Origin of the sequence: Collimonas humicola, from assembly GCF_018304945.1 — a bacterium.
In the GTDB taxonomy this organism is placed as follows: domain Bacteria; phylum Pseudomonadota; class Gammaproteobacteria; order Burkholderiales; family Burkholderiaceae_D; genus Collimonas; species Collimonas humicola.
In genome coordinates this window covers 1-14,373 of the sequence record NZ_JAGQEE010000012.1, presented here as the reverse complement: position 1 = coordinate 14,373, position 14,373 = coordinate 1, and the positions used below count along the sequence as shown (strand labels likewise).

The following is a 14,373-nucleotide window of genomic DNA, read 5'->3' as shown; positions in this document are numbered from 1 at the left end:
AGAACGTAGGATTTATCCAGTCTGAGAGAGGATCGCTGGAAAAGTGAAAATTATTGTTAAATGATAATTTTTTTTCTTGTTTGTCGATGAGTCAGCAAATATGCTTGTGGCCGCATGCGACTGGGCGATGCTGTGCAACCCGCTAGCCCGTTGCCCGTTCAGGTAAATCACACAGTAGTATTTCTTCAGGAGTCAAATATGCATCTCTCTAAACGTCTGGGCGCCGAAGCACTCGGCACTTTCTGGCTGGTTCTCGGCGGTTGCGGCAGCGCAGTGCTGGCGGCTGGTTTTCCGGGCCTCGGCATCGGTTTCCACGGCGTCGCGCTGGCGTTCGGCCTGACCGTGCTGACGATGGCGTTTGCCATCGGCCATATTTCCGGTTGCCATCTGAATCCGGCAGTGACGCTGGGACTGGCTACCGCCGGCCGTTTCCCCAAGAGTGAAATCCTGCCTTACTGGGTCGCCCAGGTGGTGGGCGGCATCATTGCCGCGGGCATCCTGTACCTGATCGCCACCGGCAAACCAGGCGCGGAAATCGGCGGCTTCGCGGCCAACGGCTACGGCGAACATTCACCTGGCCTGTATTCGATGAGCGCTGCCTTGATCTGCGAAATCGTGATGACCTTCGTCTTCCTGATCGTGATCCTGGGCGCCACCGACAAGCGTGCGCCGGCCGGCTTTGCGCCAATCGCGATCGGCTTGTGCCTGACCTTGATCCACCTGATCAGCATCCCGGTCACCAACACCTCGGTCAATCCTGCGCGCAGCACCAGCCAAGCGCTGTTCGTCGGCGGCTGGGCATTGCAGCAGCTGTGGCTGTTCTGGGTAGCGCCGCTGGTTGGCGCCTTGCTTGCCGGGATTGTGTATCCGGCGATCTGGGGCGAGAAGGACTGATTCTCTGGTCCGGCAAGAAAGTAAAAAAAGCGCGGCATGCCGCGCTTTTTTATTTGCTGATCAACCTGTTGCAGGCCGCCTGCCGCCGCTGACGCGTTCAATCTCGGCCAGGTCCTGCCAGCTTTGCACAGCCTCGAACTGCTGCGCCTGCAACAAGGCGCGCACAGCGGACGCCTGATCGTAGCCGTGTTCCATCAGCAGCCAGCCGCCGTTCTTCAGATAGCGGCCGGCGCCGTCGATAATGCTGCGCAGCGCGCTCAAGCCATCCGCATGATCGGTCAAGGCATCCTGCGGTTCAAAGCGCAAATCGCCTTCGGCAAGATGCTGGTCGCCGGCGACGATATAAGGCGGATTGGCGACGATGACATCGAATTGCTGTTCGCCCAGCGCGCTGTACCAATTGCTTTGCAGAAGCCGGAATGCTCCCTGCTCATGCTGCAGATGGCGGGTCGCATTGCGGCCGGCCACCGCCAGCGCAGCGCCGCTGACGTCCAGTGCGGTCACCTCAAGATCGGGGCGGCTGTGAGCAATGGCGATGGCAATGGCGCCGGAGCCGGTGCCGAGGTCAAGCACGCTCAGCTGCTGCCGGCTATCGGACGGCAGATGCTGCAAGGCGAGGTCCACCAGCAGTTCAGTTTCGGGGCGGGGAATCAAAACGTCCGGCGTGACTTCCAGCGGCAGGCCGTAAAATTCGCGCTGGCCGATAATGTAGGCAATCGGCTCGCCGCGCAGGCGCCGGCCAAACAGGGCTGACAACTGCCGCGCCTGTTGCGCATCGATGCAGCGCTCATCTTGTGTAATCAGCTGGATGCGGGTCAGTTGCAGCGCGTGCATCAGCAGGATACGGTTTTCCAGCGGCGCCAGCGGTGCTTGCTTCAAGAGCGCGCCGATACTGCAGCCGGCTTCTACCGTGAATGTGTCGGCAATCCCTGTCATGTCAGCACCAGTCCGGGGGCAGATCAGTAGCGGCGATTGCTGCCGTTACCGCGTTTGAACAAAGTAGCCACAAGGATTACCAGCAGTATGACAAAACCCAGCAAAGACCATTGCGGTATCGACAGGCCCATGATCGGATCGTAGGCAGTGGTGCAGAGCGCAAAGGCGTCTACCTGGAATACCGATGGCAGCAAGGTCGCAGGCGGCAAGGCGTTCATCGGCGCTTCCAGTACATCGCGGCCGCAAGAGACGGCTGGATGGGCGATGATCCACAGGTGCCAGATGGCGGTGCCGGCGCCGCCCAGTGCGGCCAGGATGCCGAGACCGGCGCCGGCTTTCTGGGCGCCCGCCGGCAGGCCGGCGCAAATCAGGCAGATCAGCGCGATCACCGCGAAAGCATAGCGCTGGATCACGCACAAGGGGCAAGGCTGCATGTTCTGGTAGTGCTGCAAGTACAGGGCAGCGCCGAGGATGGCCAGGCAGATGAAAGCGACTGCAAGCAAAATGGATTTGGATGTTTTCATTTTTTATCGATGTATGGTGGTCGAAGAAGCCATGGTCATGCCGAGCATCAGATAGTGCCGCTGCTGCTTGGTTCCGGGCCAGACAGTAGCATAGGCGTTTTTTATCTGATCTGCCCCGCAATCGGCTAGATCGCATCCCCCAGCGCCGCCAGCAAGTCAGCCTGATGTTCGGCCGCCAGGGCGTTGGTCAGCTCCGTGAGATCGCCATCCATGATGAAATCGAGCTTGTACAAGGTCAGGTTGATGCGATGGTCGGTCATGCGGCCCTGCGGAAAATTGTAGGTGCGGATCCGTTCGCTGCGGTCGCCCGAGCCGATCAGGGACTTGCGGGTTGCCGCTTCCTGCGATTGCTGTGCGCGCAGCTGGCCGTCCTTGATGCGCGCCGCCAGCACCTTCAGGGCCGAGGCCTTGTTCTTGTGCTGGCTGCGGTCGTCCTGGCATTCGACCACGATGCCGGTCGGCATATGCGTGATGCGCACCGCGGAATCGGTCTTGTTGATGTGCTGGCCGCCAGCGCCCGAGGCGCGGTAGGTGTCGATGCGGATATCTGCCGGATTGATGTCGACGTCGCCGACCTCGTCCGCCTCCGGCATGATGGCCACGGTGCAGGCCGAGGTATGGATGCGGCCCTGGGTTTCGGTCGCCGGCACGCGTTGTACGCGATGGCCGCCGGATTCGAACTTGAGCTTGGAATAGGCGCCGAAGCCGAGCACGCGCACGATCACTTCCTTGTAGCCGCCGATTTCCGAAGCCGATTCAGACACCATTTCGACCTGCCAGCGGTTGCGTTCGGCGAAGCGGGTGTACATGCGCAGCAGGTCGCCGGCGAACAGCGCCGATTCGTCGCCGCCGGTGCCGGCGCGGATTTCCAGGAAAATATTGCGTTCGTCGTTGGGGTCTTTCGGCAGCAGCATTTTTTGCAGGTCGCCTTCCAGCTGCTCCATGCGCGCCTTGGCCGCCGTGATTTCATCCTGGGCGAATTCTTTCATGTCCGGATCGGACTGCATTTCCTGCGCCGCTTCGATGTCGCCGACGGCCTGCTGATACGATTGGTACAGTTCTACCAGCGGTCCCAGTTCAGCATGTTCGCGCGACAGCTTGCGATAGTTGTCCATGCTGGCGGTCGCATCTTCCTGCATGAGCAGGTCATTGACCTCGACCAGGCGGTTGGCGAGTTGGTCGAGTTTGGCGAGCATTGATGGTTTCATGGCGTATTTCGGTCAGAAGTAGACGGGTTGAAGCGTTGGACAGTAAAGCGCCGGCAGCTTGACACGGCGAAGCGCGTCTGTGCACGGGAGCAGCGCAGATGCGCTAACGCTTGGTGCGGAACAGTTGCGGCAGGAGGGCTGCCAGGCGCGCGCGTTCGTCGCCCTGGGCATTGTGCAAGGCCTGTTGCGGGCCGTGCATGAATTTGGCGGTGAGGCCTTTGGACAGTGCTTCCAGCACCACTTCGATGTCTTCACCCTTGGCCAGCATCTTGCGGGCGCGTTCCAGTTCCAGCCGGCGCATTGCTTCGCTCGATTCTTGCAGGTCCTGGATCACCGGCACCACGACCCGGTTATCGACCCAGTGCATGAATGACTGCACGCGGGTTTCAATGATGGCTTCCGCCTGGGCCACGGCGGCCTGGCGATTTTCCATGCCGGTTTGCACGATAGCGCCAAGGTCGTCGACGGTGTACAGGAAGATATCGTCGAGGCGGCCGATTTCCGTCTCGATATCGCGCGGTACCGCCAGGTCCAGCATGAACATCGGCTTGTGGCGGCGCGCCTTGACGGCGCGCTCGACCATGCCGAGGCCGATGATGGGCAGGCTGGATGCGGTGCAGGAAACGATGATGTCGTATTTGCCCAGCTGCGTCGGCAAATCGATCAGCCGGATCGCCTGGCCGTTGAAACGATGCGCCAGCAGCTCGGCGCGTTCCATGGTGCGGTTGGCGACCGTCAGCGATTTCGGGTTTTGCGCGGCAAAGTGGGTGGCGCACAGCTCGATCATTTCGCCGGCGCCGATGAACAGCACGTGCTGGCCGGCGACGGTATCGAAAATCCGTTCCGACATGCGCACCGCCGCCGCCGCCATGGAAACGCTGTGGGCGCCGATTTCCGTGGTGCTGCGCACTTCCTTGGCGACCGCAAAGGTGCGTTGGAACAGCTGGTGCAGATAGGTGCCGAGCCCGCCCGCCGCTTCGGCGTGACGCACCGCGTCTTTCATCTGCCCCAGGATCTGCGCCTCGCCCAGCACCATCGAATCCAGTCCGGAGGCGACGCGGAAGGCGTGGCGCACGGCATTGTCCTGCGGCAGCGTGTACAGATGCGGACGCAGGTCGGTGTAGGGCAGCTGGTGATAGTGGGCCAGGAAGTGCGCGGTGGAATCGATGGCAGCATCGACGCCATGCTGCAGGTTGCCAGCGGCATACAGCTCGGTGCGGTTGCAGGTTGACAGGATCGCCGCTTCGTCCGACATGTTGACGTCGTTGCCGCCGCTGAACCAGGCGCGCGCCGCCATCACCGCCTGACCGATCTGGTCAGCCGGGAAAGCCACCTTTTCGCGCAAGGAAACAGGCGCGGTGGTGTGGTTGAGTCCGACGGTTAGCAGGTGCATAGAGGCGGTTACGGACGGGAAGGGTGCTTATTCGGGCAACAATATTGTTAACTCGCGATTATACTCTTAGTCGCCCGGATCGAATCGCCAGGCAGCCAATACCAGCTATGCCCGCCAGTAATACAGCCGCGCCTGGCTCAGCTGATGGCTGGCAAAGTGACAATAAATGTGCTGCCTTCGCCTAAAGTGCTTTCCAGCGAGATTTCGCCGAAATGGCGTTCGACCACGGTTTTGACGAATACCAGGCCGAGGCCGGTGCCGTCCGAGTGCGGCTGGCCGGGGGCGCTGACTCTTTGATAACGCTGGAACAGCTTGACCTGGTCGTGCGGCGCAATGCCGAAGCCCTGGTCGCTGATGCGGCATATCACCTGCGGCAGCAATTTGACGTATTTCAGGCGCAGGGTGCAGGTAATCCGGGTGTCCGGCAGGCTGTAGCTGATGGCGTTGGAAATCAGGTTGCACAGCGCACGCGCCATCAGCGAACGGTCGATATTGGTCAGGAACTCCGGCCCCTCGATGTCGGTGATCAGCTCGATTTTCTTGTTGTTGGCCAGGCTCCACATTTCATCGACGGCGTCGTACAGCACGTCCTGGAAATCGACTTCTTCCAGCCGGTATTCCGACGATTCGGCGCGCGCCAGCTGGACGAAATTGTCGGCCAGCCCGAGGGTTTTGCGGGCCGCTTGCTCCAGGCGCGCGAAGAATTCCTTTTGCGGCAAGGCTGAGGCGGGGTTGCCTTGCAGTTCCAGCAAGGCCAGGATCGAAGCCTGGGGCGCGCGCATGTCGTGCGACAGGAAACGCAGGGTTTCATCGCGGCTGCGCTCGGCGGCGCGGATGATGGTGATGTCGACGATGCTGACGATCCAGCCGGTCAGCACATGGTGCGCCGAGTGGCAGGGGCCGCTCTTGATCAGCAGGTCGCGTCCCTGCTGATCCTGCACCGTAGTGCCGCTGGTGAGCGTGGAAACGTGTTCCAGGTCGATCAGGTCCCACCAGCTGAAGGTATGGTTGGCCGAAGTATTGGTCGCCTGCGGCGTGCTCATGTTGGAGAACAGGTAAGGCAGCAGCGCGCCGTCGATATTGCGGATGCCCGCGGCGGCGAAGTAGTCGCGCGCAAACTGATTGGAAACCAGCACATGGCCGTCGATGGTGGTGATCAGGGTGGCGTCCGGCAGGCTGTTGACGCTGTCGGAAATGAACTGGCGCAAATCGCGTACCCGGCGCGCCGCCACGCGCATGGCGTTGATGCGCTGCTCAAGCAAGTCTTCCACCTGCTGCGGAGCGCGCTCGGTGTTCACTTCCGGCAACAGATGCGGCTCCTGGTCGAGGAGCATGAATTCCTGCCCGAGATAGGAAATCGCCGATTCCAGGCGGATCCAGTTCCATATCGGATGCGCAATCGCCAGCGCGATCAGGGCGGCGGTCGGCGCGATCCATATCCCCAGCGTCAGCAGGAAATAGCTGACCGCCATGGTCAGCACCATCAGGGCGGCGGTAATCAGCAGCGAGATGCGCGGCGTCCACAGCAGATAGCTGGACAGTGCGATCAGTACCGGAATGATGCTGAACAGCGCCGTCTGCAAGGGACGCGCAATGCTGATGGTCTTGTGGTCAAGCAGGCCGGCCAGGATATTGGCATTGATTTCTATGCCGGGCATGACCCCGGAGGTGCCCGAGACGGGCGTTGGGAAGGTGTCCGCCATGCCAAGCGCAGTGGCGCCGATCAACACATATTTACCGGTGAAAAACTGATCGGGAACGTCGCCGCGCAACACCGAGGCATACGGCACCGAGCGGAAATGGCCGGTGCCGCCGGCGAACGGGATCTGGATCTGGTAGTCGCGCTGCCAGCTGTCCGACTTGTGCGGTTCGACCTCAGGCGGCATCGCACCCAGGCGGGCGCCGGGCAGGTTGCCGGCGGCATCGGTGATCTTTTGTCCGGCTACGCCCGCCAGCGCTACCGCAAAATGCGGCCACCACTTGCCATCCTGGCCTTCTTGCAGGAAGACGCTGCGCACCACGCCGTCCGAATCGAGTTCCAGATGGATGTGGCCGAGCGCGCGCGCGGCGTCCATGAATTCGGGAGTCGGCGGCAATGCTTTCAAGCCTGGCCCGGCGCTGGCCACCACGATCGGCAGCACGGTCAGCTTGCTCGCGGTCAGCGCTTTGGTCAGCGCGCGGTCGTCGGCGCGCTGACCCTGCGTTTGCCCCTGCTCCGCTTCCGGCATGATGACATCGAGCCCGATCGCCAGCGGATTGGCGTGCATGACGCGGTTCAGCAGCTTGGCGTGCAGGTTGCGTTCCCACGGCCAGCGCCCCAGTTTGCTGATGCTGTAGTCGTCGATGGCGACGATGATGATGTCGTCGCGCGCCGGCCGCGAGTCGGCGCGCATGAACTGGTCGTACAGGGTGGTGTCGAGCCGCCCCAGGCCATTCACATAGCCCATGCTGCCGGCCACGATCAGCATCAGTATGGTAATCGCCAGCCATTGGCGAAACGCCACCCGTTTGATGAGTGGGATCACCTGTTTGATCATGTACGCTGCGCGAATGCTTGCATGGCGGGCCCCGGTTTAATAGCCGGCCTGGGTAATGCCGCCGACGTTGAGCAAGGGCGAGCCGTCGCTGGTGACCCAGCGGCTGCCGATATACACTTTTTGCGCCGGCGAAAACGGGCTGACGTAGCCGTCGGCATCGATTGCCTTGATGCGGATGAAATAGGTGTCGCTGGCCGGACGCGGCACATTGATTTCCGGCGTCGCGGTGTCCTGCGTCAGCAGCAGGCTGGAGAAGCCGGCGTCGCGGCCGATCTCGACCACGAATTTTTGCCCTGGCTCGCCGGTCCAGCGGAACGACAGGTCGCCGTCGACCGCGTCGGCAATCTTAGGAATCTGCAAGGCGGGCAGCAGGCTGAAGCCTTGCGGGTCGCCGTAAGGCCCCTGGTCGCGGCCGCCTGCGGTTTCAACGATGGTCGCCACGCGCCAGTAGTAGGCGCCGAGGGCCAGCTTGCCTGCGTTGAACTGCGCTGCGCTCAATGCCGCTTCGTCGATGACGACGTGGCTGAACTCTGCGTCGCTGGCTACCTGCAGATGATAGGCCTGGGCATTGCCGACCTCGGCCCAGCTGAACATCAGGTTTTCGCTGCGCGATTTGTTTTTCGGTTCGATCGAGATCGGCGGTTCCGGCCGGGCCTTCAGGGTAAACGCCGCGATCAGCGGCTTGCCTTGCAAGCCGGCCTGGTCCAGCGCGGTGATGCGCACGAAATACTTGCCGTCTTCCAGTCCGTTGATCTTGATTTCAGGGCTGTCCGACTCAGCTTCGCTGATGACGTTGTTGAGGCCGGCGTCGGTGGCGACTTGCGCGCGATAGCCGCCGGCGCCGCTGACTGGATTGACGGTAAAGTGTACTGTCGGCCGTTCCTGCAGCTGCGGCCGGCTATCGGTGAACTCTGGTTGCGGCAGCAGCGCCACTGCCTTGCCAACGCCCTTGGTGCTGGTGATATTGCCTTGGCCCGCGCGCAGGGTCAGGGCGGCCGGCTTGTTCTTTTTCGCCACAGCGACGCCGCCGCTCAAGACTTCGGTCAGGACCCTGTCGCCGACCAGGTCGACGCGGAAATCGGTGCCGCGCACGCCCGCCACCGCCAGCGGCGAATGAACTTCAAAGCGGCCTTTGTTCTTTTCCAGCGGCGAGACCTTGGATTCGACGCGGCCCTTCAGCAAGGTAATCTCGGTGCGCGGACTCTTGGTATATCGCGCGCTGCGCAGTTTGCTGAGTTTCACCTGGCTGTTGGACGGGATCGCGATATGCGACTGGTCGGGCAGGCTCAGCGTCAGAAAGCTGTTGCTGCCGGTATTGATGACTGCGCCTTCGGTCAGGGTTGTGCCGATGCCGAGAGCAACCGGGCGGCCGTCGGCGCCGGTGGCGTCGATCGTGCCGGACATGGCTGCCACCTGGGCCGAGCTGGGATCGTCCGGCAGCAGCGCTACCGGGATGATGATGGCGGTGCCGATCGGAATGGTGCGGTCATTGCCGATGTGGTTCAGTTTCGCCAGCTGCACCCAGTTGCTCTTGTTGTCGGTGAGCTGGTCGGCGATGACGCTTAAGGTGTCGCCCTGTTGCGCCCGGTAGGTGATGGTGGCAGCGTCCACCTGGAGCGCTGCCGGGTCGAGTGCTGGCGGGGCGGCAAATAACAGCGAGGAAGGCGCCGACAACAGCGCCAATAGAGCCAGTTTGGTGAATGTGCTGCGCATATTTGTCTATCAGCGCAACCGCAACGCGCCTTATCCTGTTAGTTGTTCCAATCGATACCCATAGCTATAAACCGGTGCGAGCCGATAGCCGTTTTCTGGTCGTAATTGTAACTTACTCCTTACCCGCGATACGTGTGTATCCATGGTGCGGGAGGGGATGTCGACATCGCGCGACCAGACTGCCTCTAGGATATATGCACGTGAGAGGGGGCGGCCTAGGTTGCGAAAAAACAACAGGGCCAGGTCGAATTCCTTCTGGGTAATCTCGATCGGCTTGCCGGCCAAGGTCAGGCGACCCGAACGGGTTTCAAACAAATAGTCGTTGAAAACGATTTGTTCGCTGGTGTTCTGGATCGGATAGGCGCGTCGCAGCAGGGCTTGCACCCGCGCCACCAGTTCGCTGCGCCGGATCGGCTTGATCATGTAGTCATCGGCGCCGGCGGCCAGGCCTTCCACGATGTCATCCTCGCCGGAGCGGCTGGTGATGAACAGGACCGGAATGGTCCGCGGCAGTTTGTCTCTTACCCAGCGCAATACCTCGGGCCCGCTCAGATCCGGGACCTGCCAGTCCAGAACCAGCATGTCATAGCTTTCCCGCCGCAGCTGGTTCAATATTTCTTTCCCGCTTTGAAACGGGTGGCAAATATGGCCACTGGATGTGAGCACCTGGCAAACTAGATCGGTTTGACTGGGATCGTCATCAAGGACAGCAATTCTCATATTTTATATATGTTAGGTGAGCCAGGCATGGTGGGCCGGCATCGGTGTTGTGGCGTGTACTAGGAGTATATTATTCTTATTGCTACATTGCTGTAGATAAATGTTCTATATATTTCCAGTGTCTTGCAATTGCCACAAATCAATTTAAAAACAGTGTCGGATGAATTTAACAAAGCATGCGCCAAAACTCTGGATGACGCAGGGCTTGTTGGGGTCCGATTGTCATACAGTGTACGACGGGAATTGTAAAATTCCACCGTCAAGGCAGCACGCCATGGTCCGCGCCTGCAAGGGGAACAGAATCAGTCGCAGCACTTTGCTGACTATCCGGTGACCAGAATTTTGCGAAGCGCTTGGTGCGCTGCGGCGTCCAGCGCCCGCTCAGGCGTCCGGCAACACCACATTCACGTCCAGCACTTCAAGATTGCCCTGGCGATCCAGGGAAATCTTGATGTCGTCCGCATTGACCTTGGTGTACTTGGAAATCACCTCGATCAGCTCCTTGTGCAGCGCCGGCAGGAAATCGTGGCCCGAGCGGCCATTGCGTTCGCGGGCAATGATGATCTGCAGACGCTCCTTGGCGGCCGATGCGGTTTTGGGCTTGCTGTTAAACAAGAACGAGAGCAATGCCATCTTATTTCCCTCCAAAGATGCGGTGCAGGAAGCCCGGCTTTTCGTAGGAGGTAAAGCGCAGGGTGACTTCTTCGCCGAGGAAGCGCGAGACCACGTCTTCATAGGCCAGGGCGACATCGCTGCCTTTGATGTGGATTGCCGGGTTACCCTGGTTGGAGGCGTGCAGCACCGACTCCGATTCAGGGATGATGCCGACCAGCGGGATGCGCAGGATATCCTGGACATCGGTATACGACAGCATTTCGCCGGCTTCGACCCGTTTCGCCGAATAGCGGGTGATCAGCAAGTGTTCCTTGACCGGCTCGCCGCCGTTTTGCGCACGGCGCGACTTGGCCTGGATGATGCCGAGGATGCGGTCGGAGTCGCGCACCGACGATACTTCCGGATTGGTGACGACGATCGCTTCATCGGCAAAGGTCAGCGCCATCACGGCGCCGCGCTCGATGCCGGCCGGCGAGTCGCAGATGATGTATTCGAAGTCCATCTTGACCAGGTCGTTGAGAACGGTCTCGACGCCTTCTTCGGTCAAGGCATCCTTGTCGCGGGTTTGCGAGGCCGGCAGGATAAACAGGTTTTCGCAATGCTTGTCCTTGATCAGGGCCTGGGTCAGCGTGGCTTCCTTGTTGACGACATTGATCAGGTCGTACACCACGCGCCGTTCACAGCCCATGATCAGATCCAGGTTGCGCAGGCCGACGTCAAAGTCGAGCACGGCGGTTTTGTGGCCGCGCATGGCCAGACCCGATGCAAAACTGGCGCTGGAGGTGGTCTTGCCAACTCCGCCTTTGCCGGACGTAACAACGATGATTTTTGCCACGAAGAGCTCCTTTATGCATTGCGGGACAGAGTTTAAGAGGCGCCGCAGTGCGACGAATTACACTCCCCGTGCGGCTCTGTCCCCAACTGACTAGATAAAAACGTTCAAGTTACAGTGGAAGGCTGCAAAACAAGACTGCAGCGCTTCGACAAAATTTATGTGATCCCAGGCGCCATCAATTGCGCGAAGCGGAATTGAGCGATAGTACGTCAATCCGGTCGCCGCTCAGTCGAATTTGTGCGGGCTGGCCTTTTTGTTCCGGCGGCAGGCCGTTTTCAAAAGTGCGGTAGACGCCGGCGATGGACACCAGTTCGGCTTCCATGCTGGCGGCAAAGATGCGCGCCGAAATGTCTCCGCTGGCGCCTGCCAGCGCCCGCCCGCGCAAGGGAGCGTAGACGTGGATGCTGCCGTCGGCAATGATTTCGGCGCCATTGTTAACTGTGGCGGTGATGACCAGGTCGGCGTCGCGCGCATAAATGCGTTGTCCGGCACGTATCGGCGTATCGATGATCATGGTGCTGGCTGCGGCTTTGAGCGGGGCTGCGATTGGGGCGGGCGGGGGAGGCGGTGCTGCGGCGGGTTCCTGGCGCGCAGCCGCCATCTGGTCGATGCTCAGTCCGCTGGCGAGGATGCCTTCTTCCATATCGGCCGGCGCATTGCGTACTGCAACTGCGTTCAAACGGTATTTTTTCAGCAGCGAGATCAATTGCGGCCAATCTATCGGCGGCCTGTCCGTTCCCAGTGCGGCGACATCGATGACGGCAAATTCGTTGTCAAAGAAATCCGCCGTGCCTCCCGTCATTTCCTGCAAGGCTGCTTCCAGGGCCATGGGATCGGAATCATGCAAGATCGCCGAGACAGCGACCACGGTTGCAATTTTTATTTCAATCGGCTTGCGGGATTTGTTTTTGAGCATAAAGCAGTGTGGTGTATGAGCTAAACGCAGCGGAAAGCGCCGGCGATTGGCTTATAGGAACGTTTAGACGGCGATTGGTTCGTTTTAAAGGAATATAAAATATTGTCTTGGTTTGTGATCTTACCAAATCTCGGGGGGATCACAAAAAAGGATTGCCGTTTGTTGTTGCAATCTGTAGCGATGTAGGACGCCGGCAAGTCCGGCACGAGGATTGCCCTCGCTTGAAATCGTCGCGCAAACGCAAAAAGGGCTTAGCCGAAGCTAAGCCCTTTTTGATGTTTTGGTGGCCCGGGGCGGAATCGAACCACCGACACAAGGATTTTCAAGCCTCACCAAAAATCAGCTAAATCAAGAGATTAGACAAAAATTTTTCTACAAAAGGATTATACACTCCCCCTGCTAAGCCTTTATCGTAGCGATGCGATTTCGAATTGTAGAAGCAATCTTCCTTGTTGAATCAGAAAAAAATGGGGGGCAGATGAGCATAGCTATTCAGTCGATCAATCAAGCAGGGGCCACTATTGCAATTCAGCTTGTGACTCTGGTGATTATTGCGATCGGCAGTTCTATTATGAAAACGGGACTTCCTGGGGTGTCGGTGTATGACAACGCGTATCCACGCCTGGTGTATCAAAAAGTAGATGCTCTTATAGTCTGGTTCGCGCTGTCGTCGTTCGTCATCATTGTGATGTCGGAGCAGTTTCTCCCTGTCTGGAAGCCTATTATGGGGGATTTGCCAATGCGGCCAATTCTTAAGGAGTTCTCATTCCCCATATTATTTGTTCTTGATCTGGGATTCGTCGGCGTGCTTATTTTAGTCACGGGTGGCGCCAAGAGCAGCCCATTCACGTCGATACTTGGCATGTTGCCGGGACTGGCTATCTTCCTTCGCCAGCCACCGGAGTTGTTCCTTACATACGCGGTTCTTGCCGGTAGCCTGTTCTATGGCCTATCTTCGAACAAGCTTGTCGGATTTGAACAAGAGAAAAACCCAAAATATACGCTCTCATTTCGGACGGTGAATATACTTTGCTTGGTGCTTTCAACAGCTATCGGGTACGCTACCCGCCCTATTCCGGTGTAGCATGTCGTTTTTCTAGCGTTGCTTAGTTTTACGTTTATCGCCACTCAGACCCGAAGGAGATGCTGAGCAAAACTGGCTAGAAGCTAGACAACTAAAGGGCTACCGTCTAGTACAACCGTTTAGTCGAACTGAGTTACGCATGGTAAAAAAAACTAAAACTAGCGAGAAATCTCATCTTTCCTCTGAGAAGTCGCAGGCGCTCGCACGTGCTCACGCTCTGGATAAGCAACTGGAATCTGGGGGCGACTCTTTGTCTTTTGGCGTGGACACATCGGAGCCTGAGCAGGAGCTTGGACAGCGATTGCAGTTTAGTCGCGAGGCAAAGGGACTGACCCAAGGACAACTGTCTGACCTGACAAAGAGAGCAGATAAAGACGGTAAGGGGGTATCAAGAGCGGTTATTTCGCTGTACGAGGCAAATACATGTTCCTTTGCTAGCAGAATTGACCCTATCCAACTGATCCACTCGCCACTGTCGCGCAAAGGCGGCAACCCGATCGTAGGATCCCTCAAAGCCTAGCGCAGATAAATCAGCATGGATCTGTTTTAAGCTGCGCCGCTGTTTTCGAGATTTTGTCGCTTCTGTTTTAAGCCAGGACGAAAGTTTGAAGGCGTACTGATCAAGAGCGCTGGGAGTGCGTCGATCCCGATAAGCCGGCTCTACGATTTCTGAGCGTAGATAGCGTCTGACGGTGTTTCTGGAGATCCCCAAACGCCTGGCGATCTCCCTCAAGGAGACCTGGTCACGAAGGTGCCAGCGTCGAATAATGCCTAATAATGCCACGTCGATCACTCCAATCTCCCACTCACTATATTGAGTAGGATTGTGGTCTATACGTGGGTCAATTTTCGATGCAAATTATCCAGCTAATGGACTGAACCCCTCGGGCTGGACCAAGGCCACGAGAGGAAGTGATACGCTTGTCGAGCCTTCTCAGGAGGAGCGACACCATGTCAGCAAGAGGACCTTATCGGCGGCATAGCCCGCAATTTAAAAT

General features: G+C 58.9%; 13 protein-coding genes and 1 pseudogene. 3 read left to right on the top strand and 11 right to left on the bottom strand.

The window, feature by feature from the left end; all coding sequences use genetic code 11:
* The first annotated feature begins 198 nt into the window (after nt 1-198).
* Nucleotides 199-894, top strand: coding sequence for an aquaporin Z (gene aqpZ, locus KHU30_RS24020; protein ID WP_211445124.1), 696 nt, complete (start codon nt 199-201; stop codon nt 892-894).
* A 60-nt stretch (nt 895-954) separates the two neighbouring features.
* On the opposite strand, the gene prmC is transcribed toward aqpZ, so the two are convergent.
* The 10 genes from prmC to minC form a co-directional block, all read right to left on the bottom strand.
* Nucleotides 955-1,830 (bottom strand): peptide chain release factor N(5)-glutamine methyltransferase, encoded by an 876-nt coding sequence (gene prmC, locus KHU30_RS24015; RefSeq protein WP_211445123.1) that lies wholly within the window; start codon nt 1,828-1,830, stop codon nt 955-957.
* A 23-nt stretch (nt 1,831-1,853) separates the two neighbouring features.
* Nucleotides 1,854-2,354, bottom strand: coding sequence for a disulfide bond formation protein B (locus KHU30_RS24010; RefSeq protein WP_211445122.1), 501 nt, complete (start codon nt 2,352-2,354; stop codon nt 1,854-1,856).
* A 125-nt stretch (nt 2,355-2,479) separates the two neighbouring features.
* Nucleotides 2,480-3,562, bottom strand: coding sequence for a peptide chain release factor 1 (prfA, locus tag KHU30_RS24005; RefSeq protein WP_211445121.1), 1,083 nt, complete (start codon nt 3,560-3,562; stop codon nt 2,480-2,482).
* Nucleotides 3,563-3,665: 103 nt separating this feature from the next.
* Nucleotides 3,666-4,955: a glutamyl-tRNA reductase gene (gene hemA, locus KHU30_RS24000; RefSeq protein WP_211445120.1), complete on the bottom strand. Its 1,290-nt coding sequence runs from the start codon at nt 4,953-4,955 to the stop codon at nt 3,666-3,668.
* A gap of 137 nt (nt 4,956-5,092) precedes the next feature.
* Complete coding sequence (locus tag KHU30_RS23995; RefSeq protein ID WP_329956715.1) at nt 5,093-7,480, bottom strand: CHASE2 domain-containing protein; 2,388 nt, start codon at nt 7,478-7,480, stop codon at nt 5,093-5,095.
* 48 nt (nt 7,481-7,528) lie between these two features.
* A complete protein-coding gene (locus KHU30_RS23990) occupies nt 7,529-9,205 on the bottom strand; it encodes a FecR domain-containing protein (protein WP_211445118.1) in 1,677 nt (558 codons plus the stop codon).
* Between the two features lie 30 nt (nt 9,206-9,235).
* Nucleotides 9,236-9,925, bottom strand: a complete 690-nt coding sequence (locus tag KHU30_RS23985; protein ID WP_098494190.1) for a response regulator transcription factor — start codon at nt 9,923-9,925, stop codon at nt 9,236-9,238.
* Between the two features lie 381 nt (nt 9,926-10,306).
* Nucleotides 10,307-10,558 carry a cell division topological specificity factor MinE gene (gene minE / locus KHU30_RS23980; protein ID WP_038493233.1) on the bottom strand — a complete coding sequence of 84 codons (252 nt, stop codon included), beginning with the start codon at nt 10,556-10,558 and terminating at the stop codon, nt 10,307-10,309.
* A 1-nt stretch (nt 10,559) separates the two neighbouring features.
* Nucleotides 10,560-11,375 carry a septum site-determining protein MinD gene (gene minD / locus KHU30_RS23975; protein WP_211445117.1) on the bottom strand — a complete coding sequence of 272 codons (816 nt, stop codon included), beginning with the start codon at nt 11,373-11,375 and terminating at the stop codon, nt 10,560-10,562.
* Nucleotides 11,376-11,550: 175 nt separating this feature from the next.
* Nucleotides 11,551-12,291 carry a septum site-determining protein MinC gene (gene minC, locus KHU30_RS23970; RefSeq protein WP_211445116.1) on the bottom strand — a complete coding sequence of 247 codons (741 nt, stop codon included), beginning with the start codon at nt 12,289-12,291 and terminating at the stop codon, nt 11,551-11,553.
* A 478-nt stretch (nt 12,292-12,769) separates the two neighbouring features.
* On the opposite strand from minC, the gene KHU30_RS23965 reads away from it, so the two are divergent.
* Together KHU30_RS23965 and KHU30_RS23960 are read left to right on the top strand one after the other, a co-directional pair.
* The gene (locus KHU30_RS23965; RefSeq protein ID WP_211445115.1) at nt 12,770-13,375 is read left to right on the top strand and encodes a hypothetical protein; all 606 of its coding nucleotides are present in this window, start codon (nt 12,770-12,772) and stop codon (nt 13,373-13,375) included.
* 139 nt (nt 13,376-13,514) lie between these two features.
* On the top strand, nt 13,515-13,895 hold the full coding sequence (locus KHU30_RS23960; protein WP_211445208.1) for a helix-turn-helix domain-containing protein: 381 nt from the start codon (nt 13,515-13,517) through the stop codon (nt 13,893-13,895).
* Here KHU30_RS23960 and KHU30_RS23955 read toward each other — a convergent pair.
* A pseudogene (locus KHU30_RS23955) lies at nt 13,788-14,168 on the bottom strand (helix-turn-helix domain-containing protein); the annotation flags it as partial. The gene KHU30_RS23960 and the pseudogene KHU30_RS23955 overlap by 108 nt on opposite strands.
* Nucleotides 14,169-14,373 lie beyond the last annotated feature (205 nt).

What these genes read in the sequence shown, in the direction of transcription:
- KHU30_RS23985 (WP_098494190.1), bottom strand. Translation starts at nt 9,925, where the DNA reads ATGAGAATTGCTGTCCTTGATGACGATCCCAGTCAAACCGATCTAGTT.
- minE (WP_038493233.1), bottom strand. Translation starts at nt 10,558, where the DNA reads ATGGCATTGCTCTCGTTCTTGTTTAACAGCAAGCCCAAAACCGCATCG.
- KHU30_RS23990 (WP_211445118.1), bottom strand. Translation starts at nt 9,205, where the DNA reads ATGCGCAGCACATTCACCAAACTGGCTCTATTGGCGCTGTTGTCGGCG.
- hemA (WP_211445120.1), bottom strand. Translation starts at nt 4,955, where the DNA reads ATGCACCTGCTAACCGTCGGACTCAACCACACCACCGCGCCTGTTTCC.
- KHU30_RS23965 (WP_211445115.1), top strand. Translation starts at nt 12,770, where the DNA reads ATGAGCATAGCTATTCAGTCGATCAATCAAGCAGGGGCCACTATTGCA.
- minC (WP_211445116.1), bottom strand. Translation starts at nt 12,291, where the DNA reads ATGCTCAAAAACAAATCCCGCAAGCCGATTGAAATAAAAATTGCAACC.
- prmC (WP_211445123.1), bottom strand. Translation starts at nt 1,830, where the DNA reads ATGACAGGGATTGCCGACACATTCACGGTAGAAGCCGGCTGCAGTATC.
- KHU30_RS23960 (WP_211445208.1), top strand. Translation starts at nt 13,515, where the DNA reads ATGGTAAAAAAAACTAAAACTAGCGAGAAATCTCATCTTTCCTCTGAG.
- prfA (WP_211445121.1), bottom strand. Translation starts at nt 3,562, where the DNA reads ATGAAACCATCAATGCTCGCCAAACTCGACCAACTCGCCAACCGCCTG.
- KHU30_RS24010 (WP_211445122.1), bottom strand. Translation starts at nt 2,354, where the DNA reads ATGAAAACATCCAAATCCATTTTGCTTGCAGTCGCTTTCATCTGCCTG.
- aqpZ (WP_211445124.1), top strand. Translation starts at nt 199, where the DNA reads ATGCATCTCTCTAAACGTCTGGGCGCCGAAGCACTCGGCACTTTCTGG.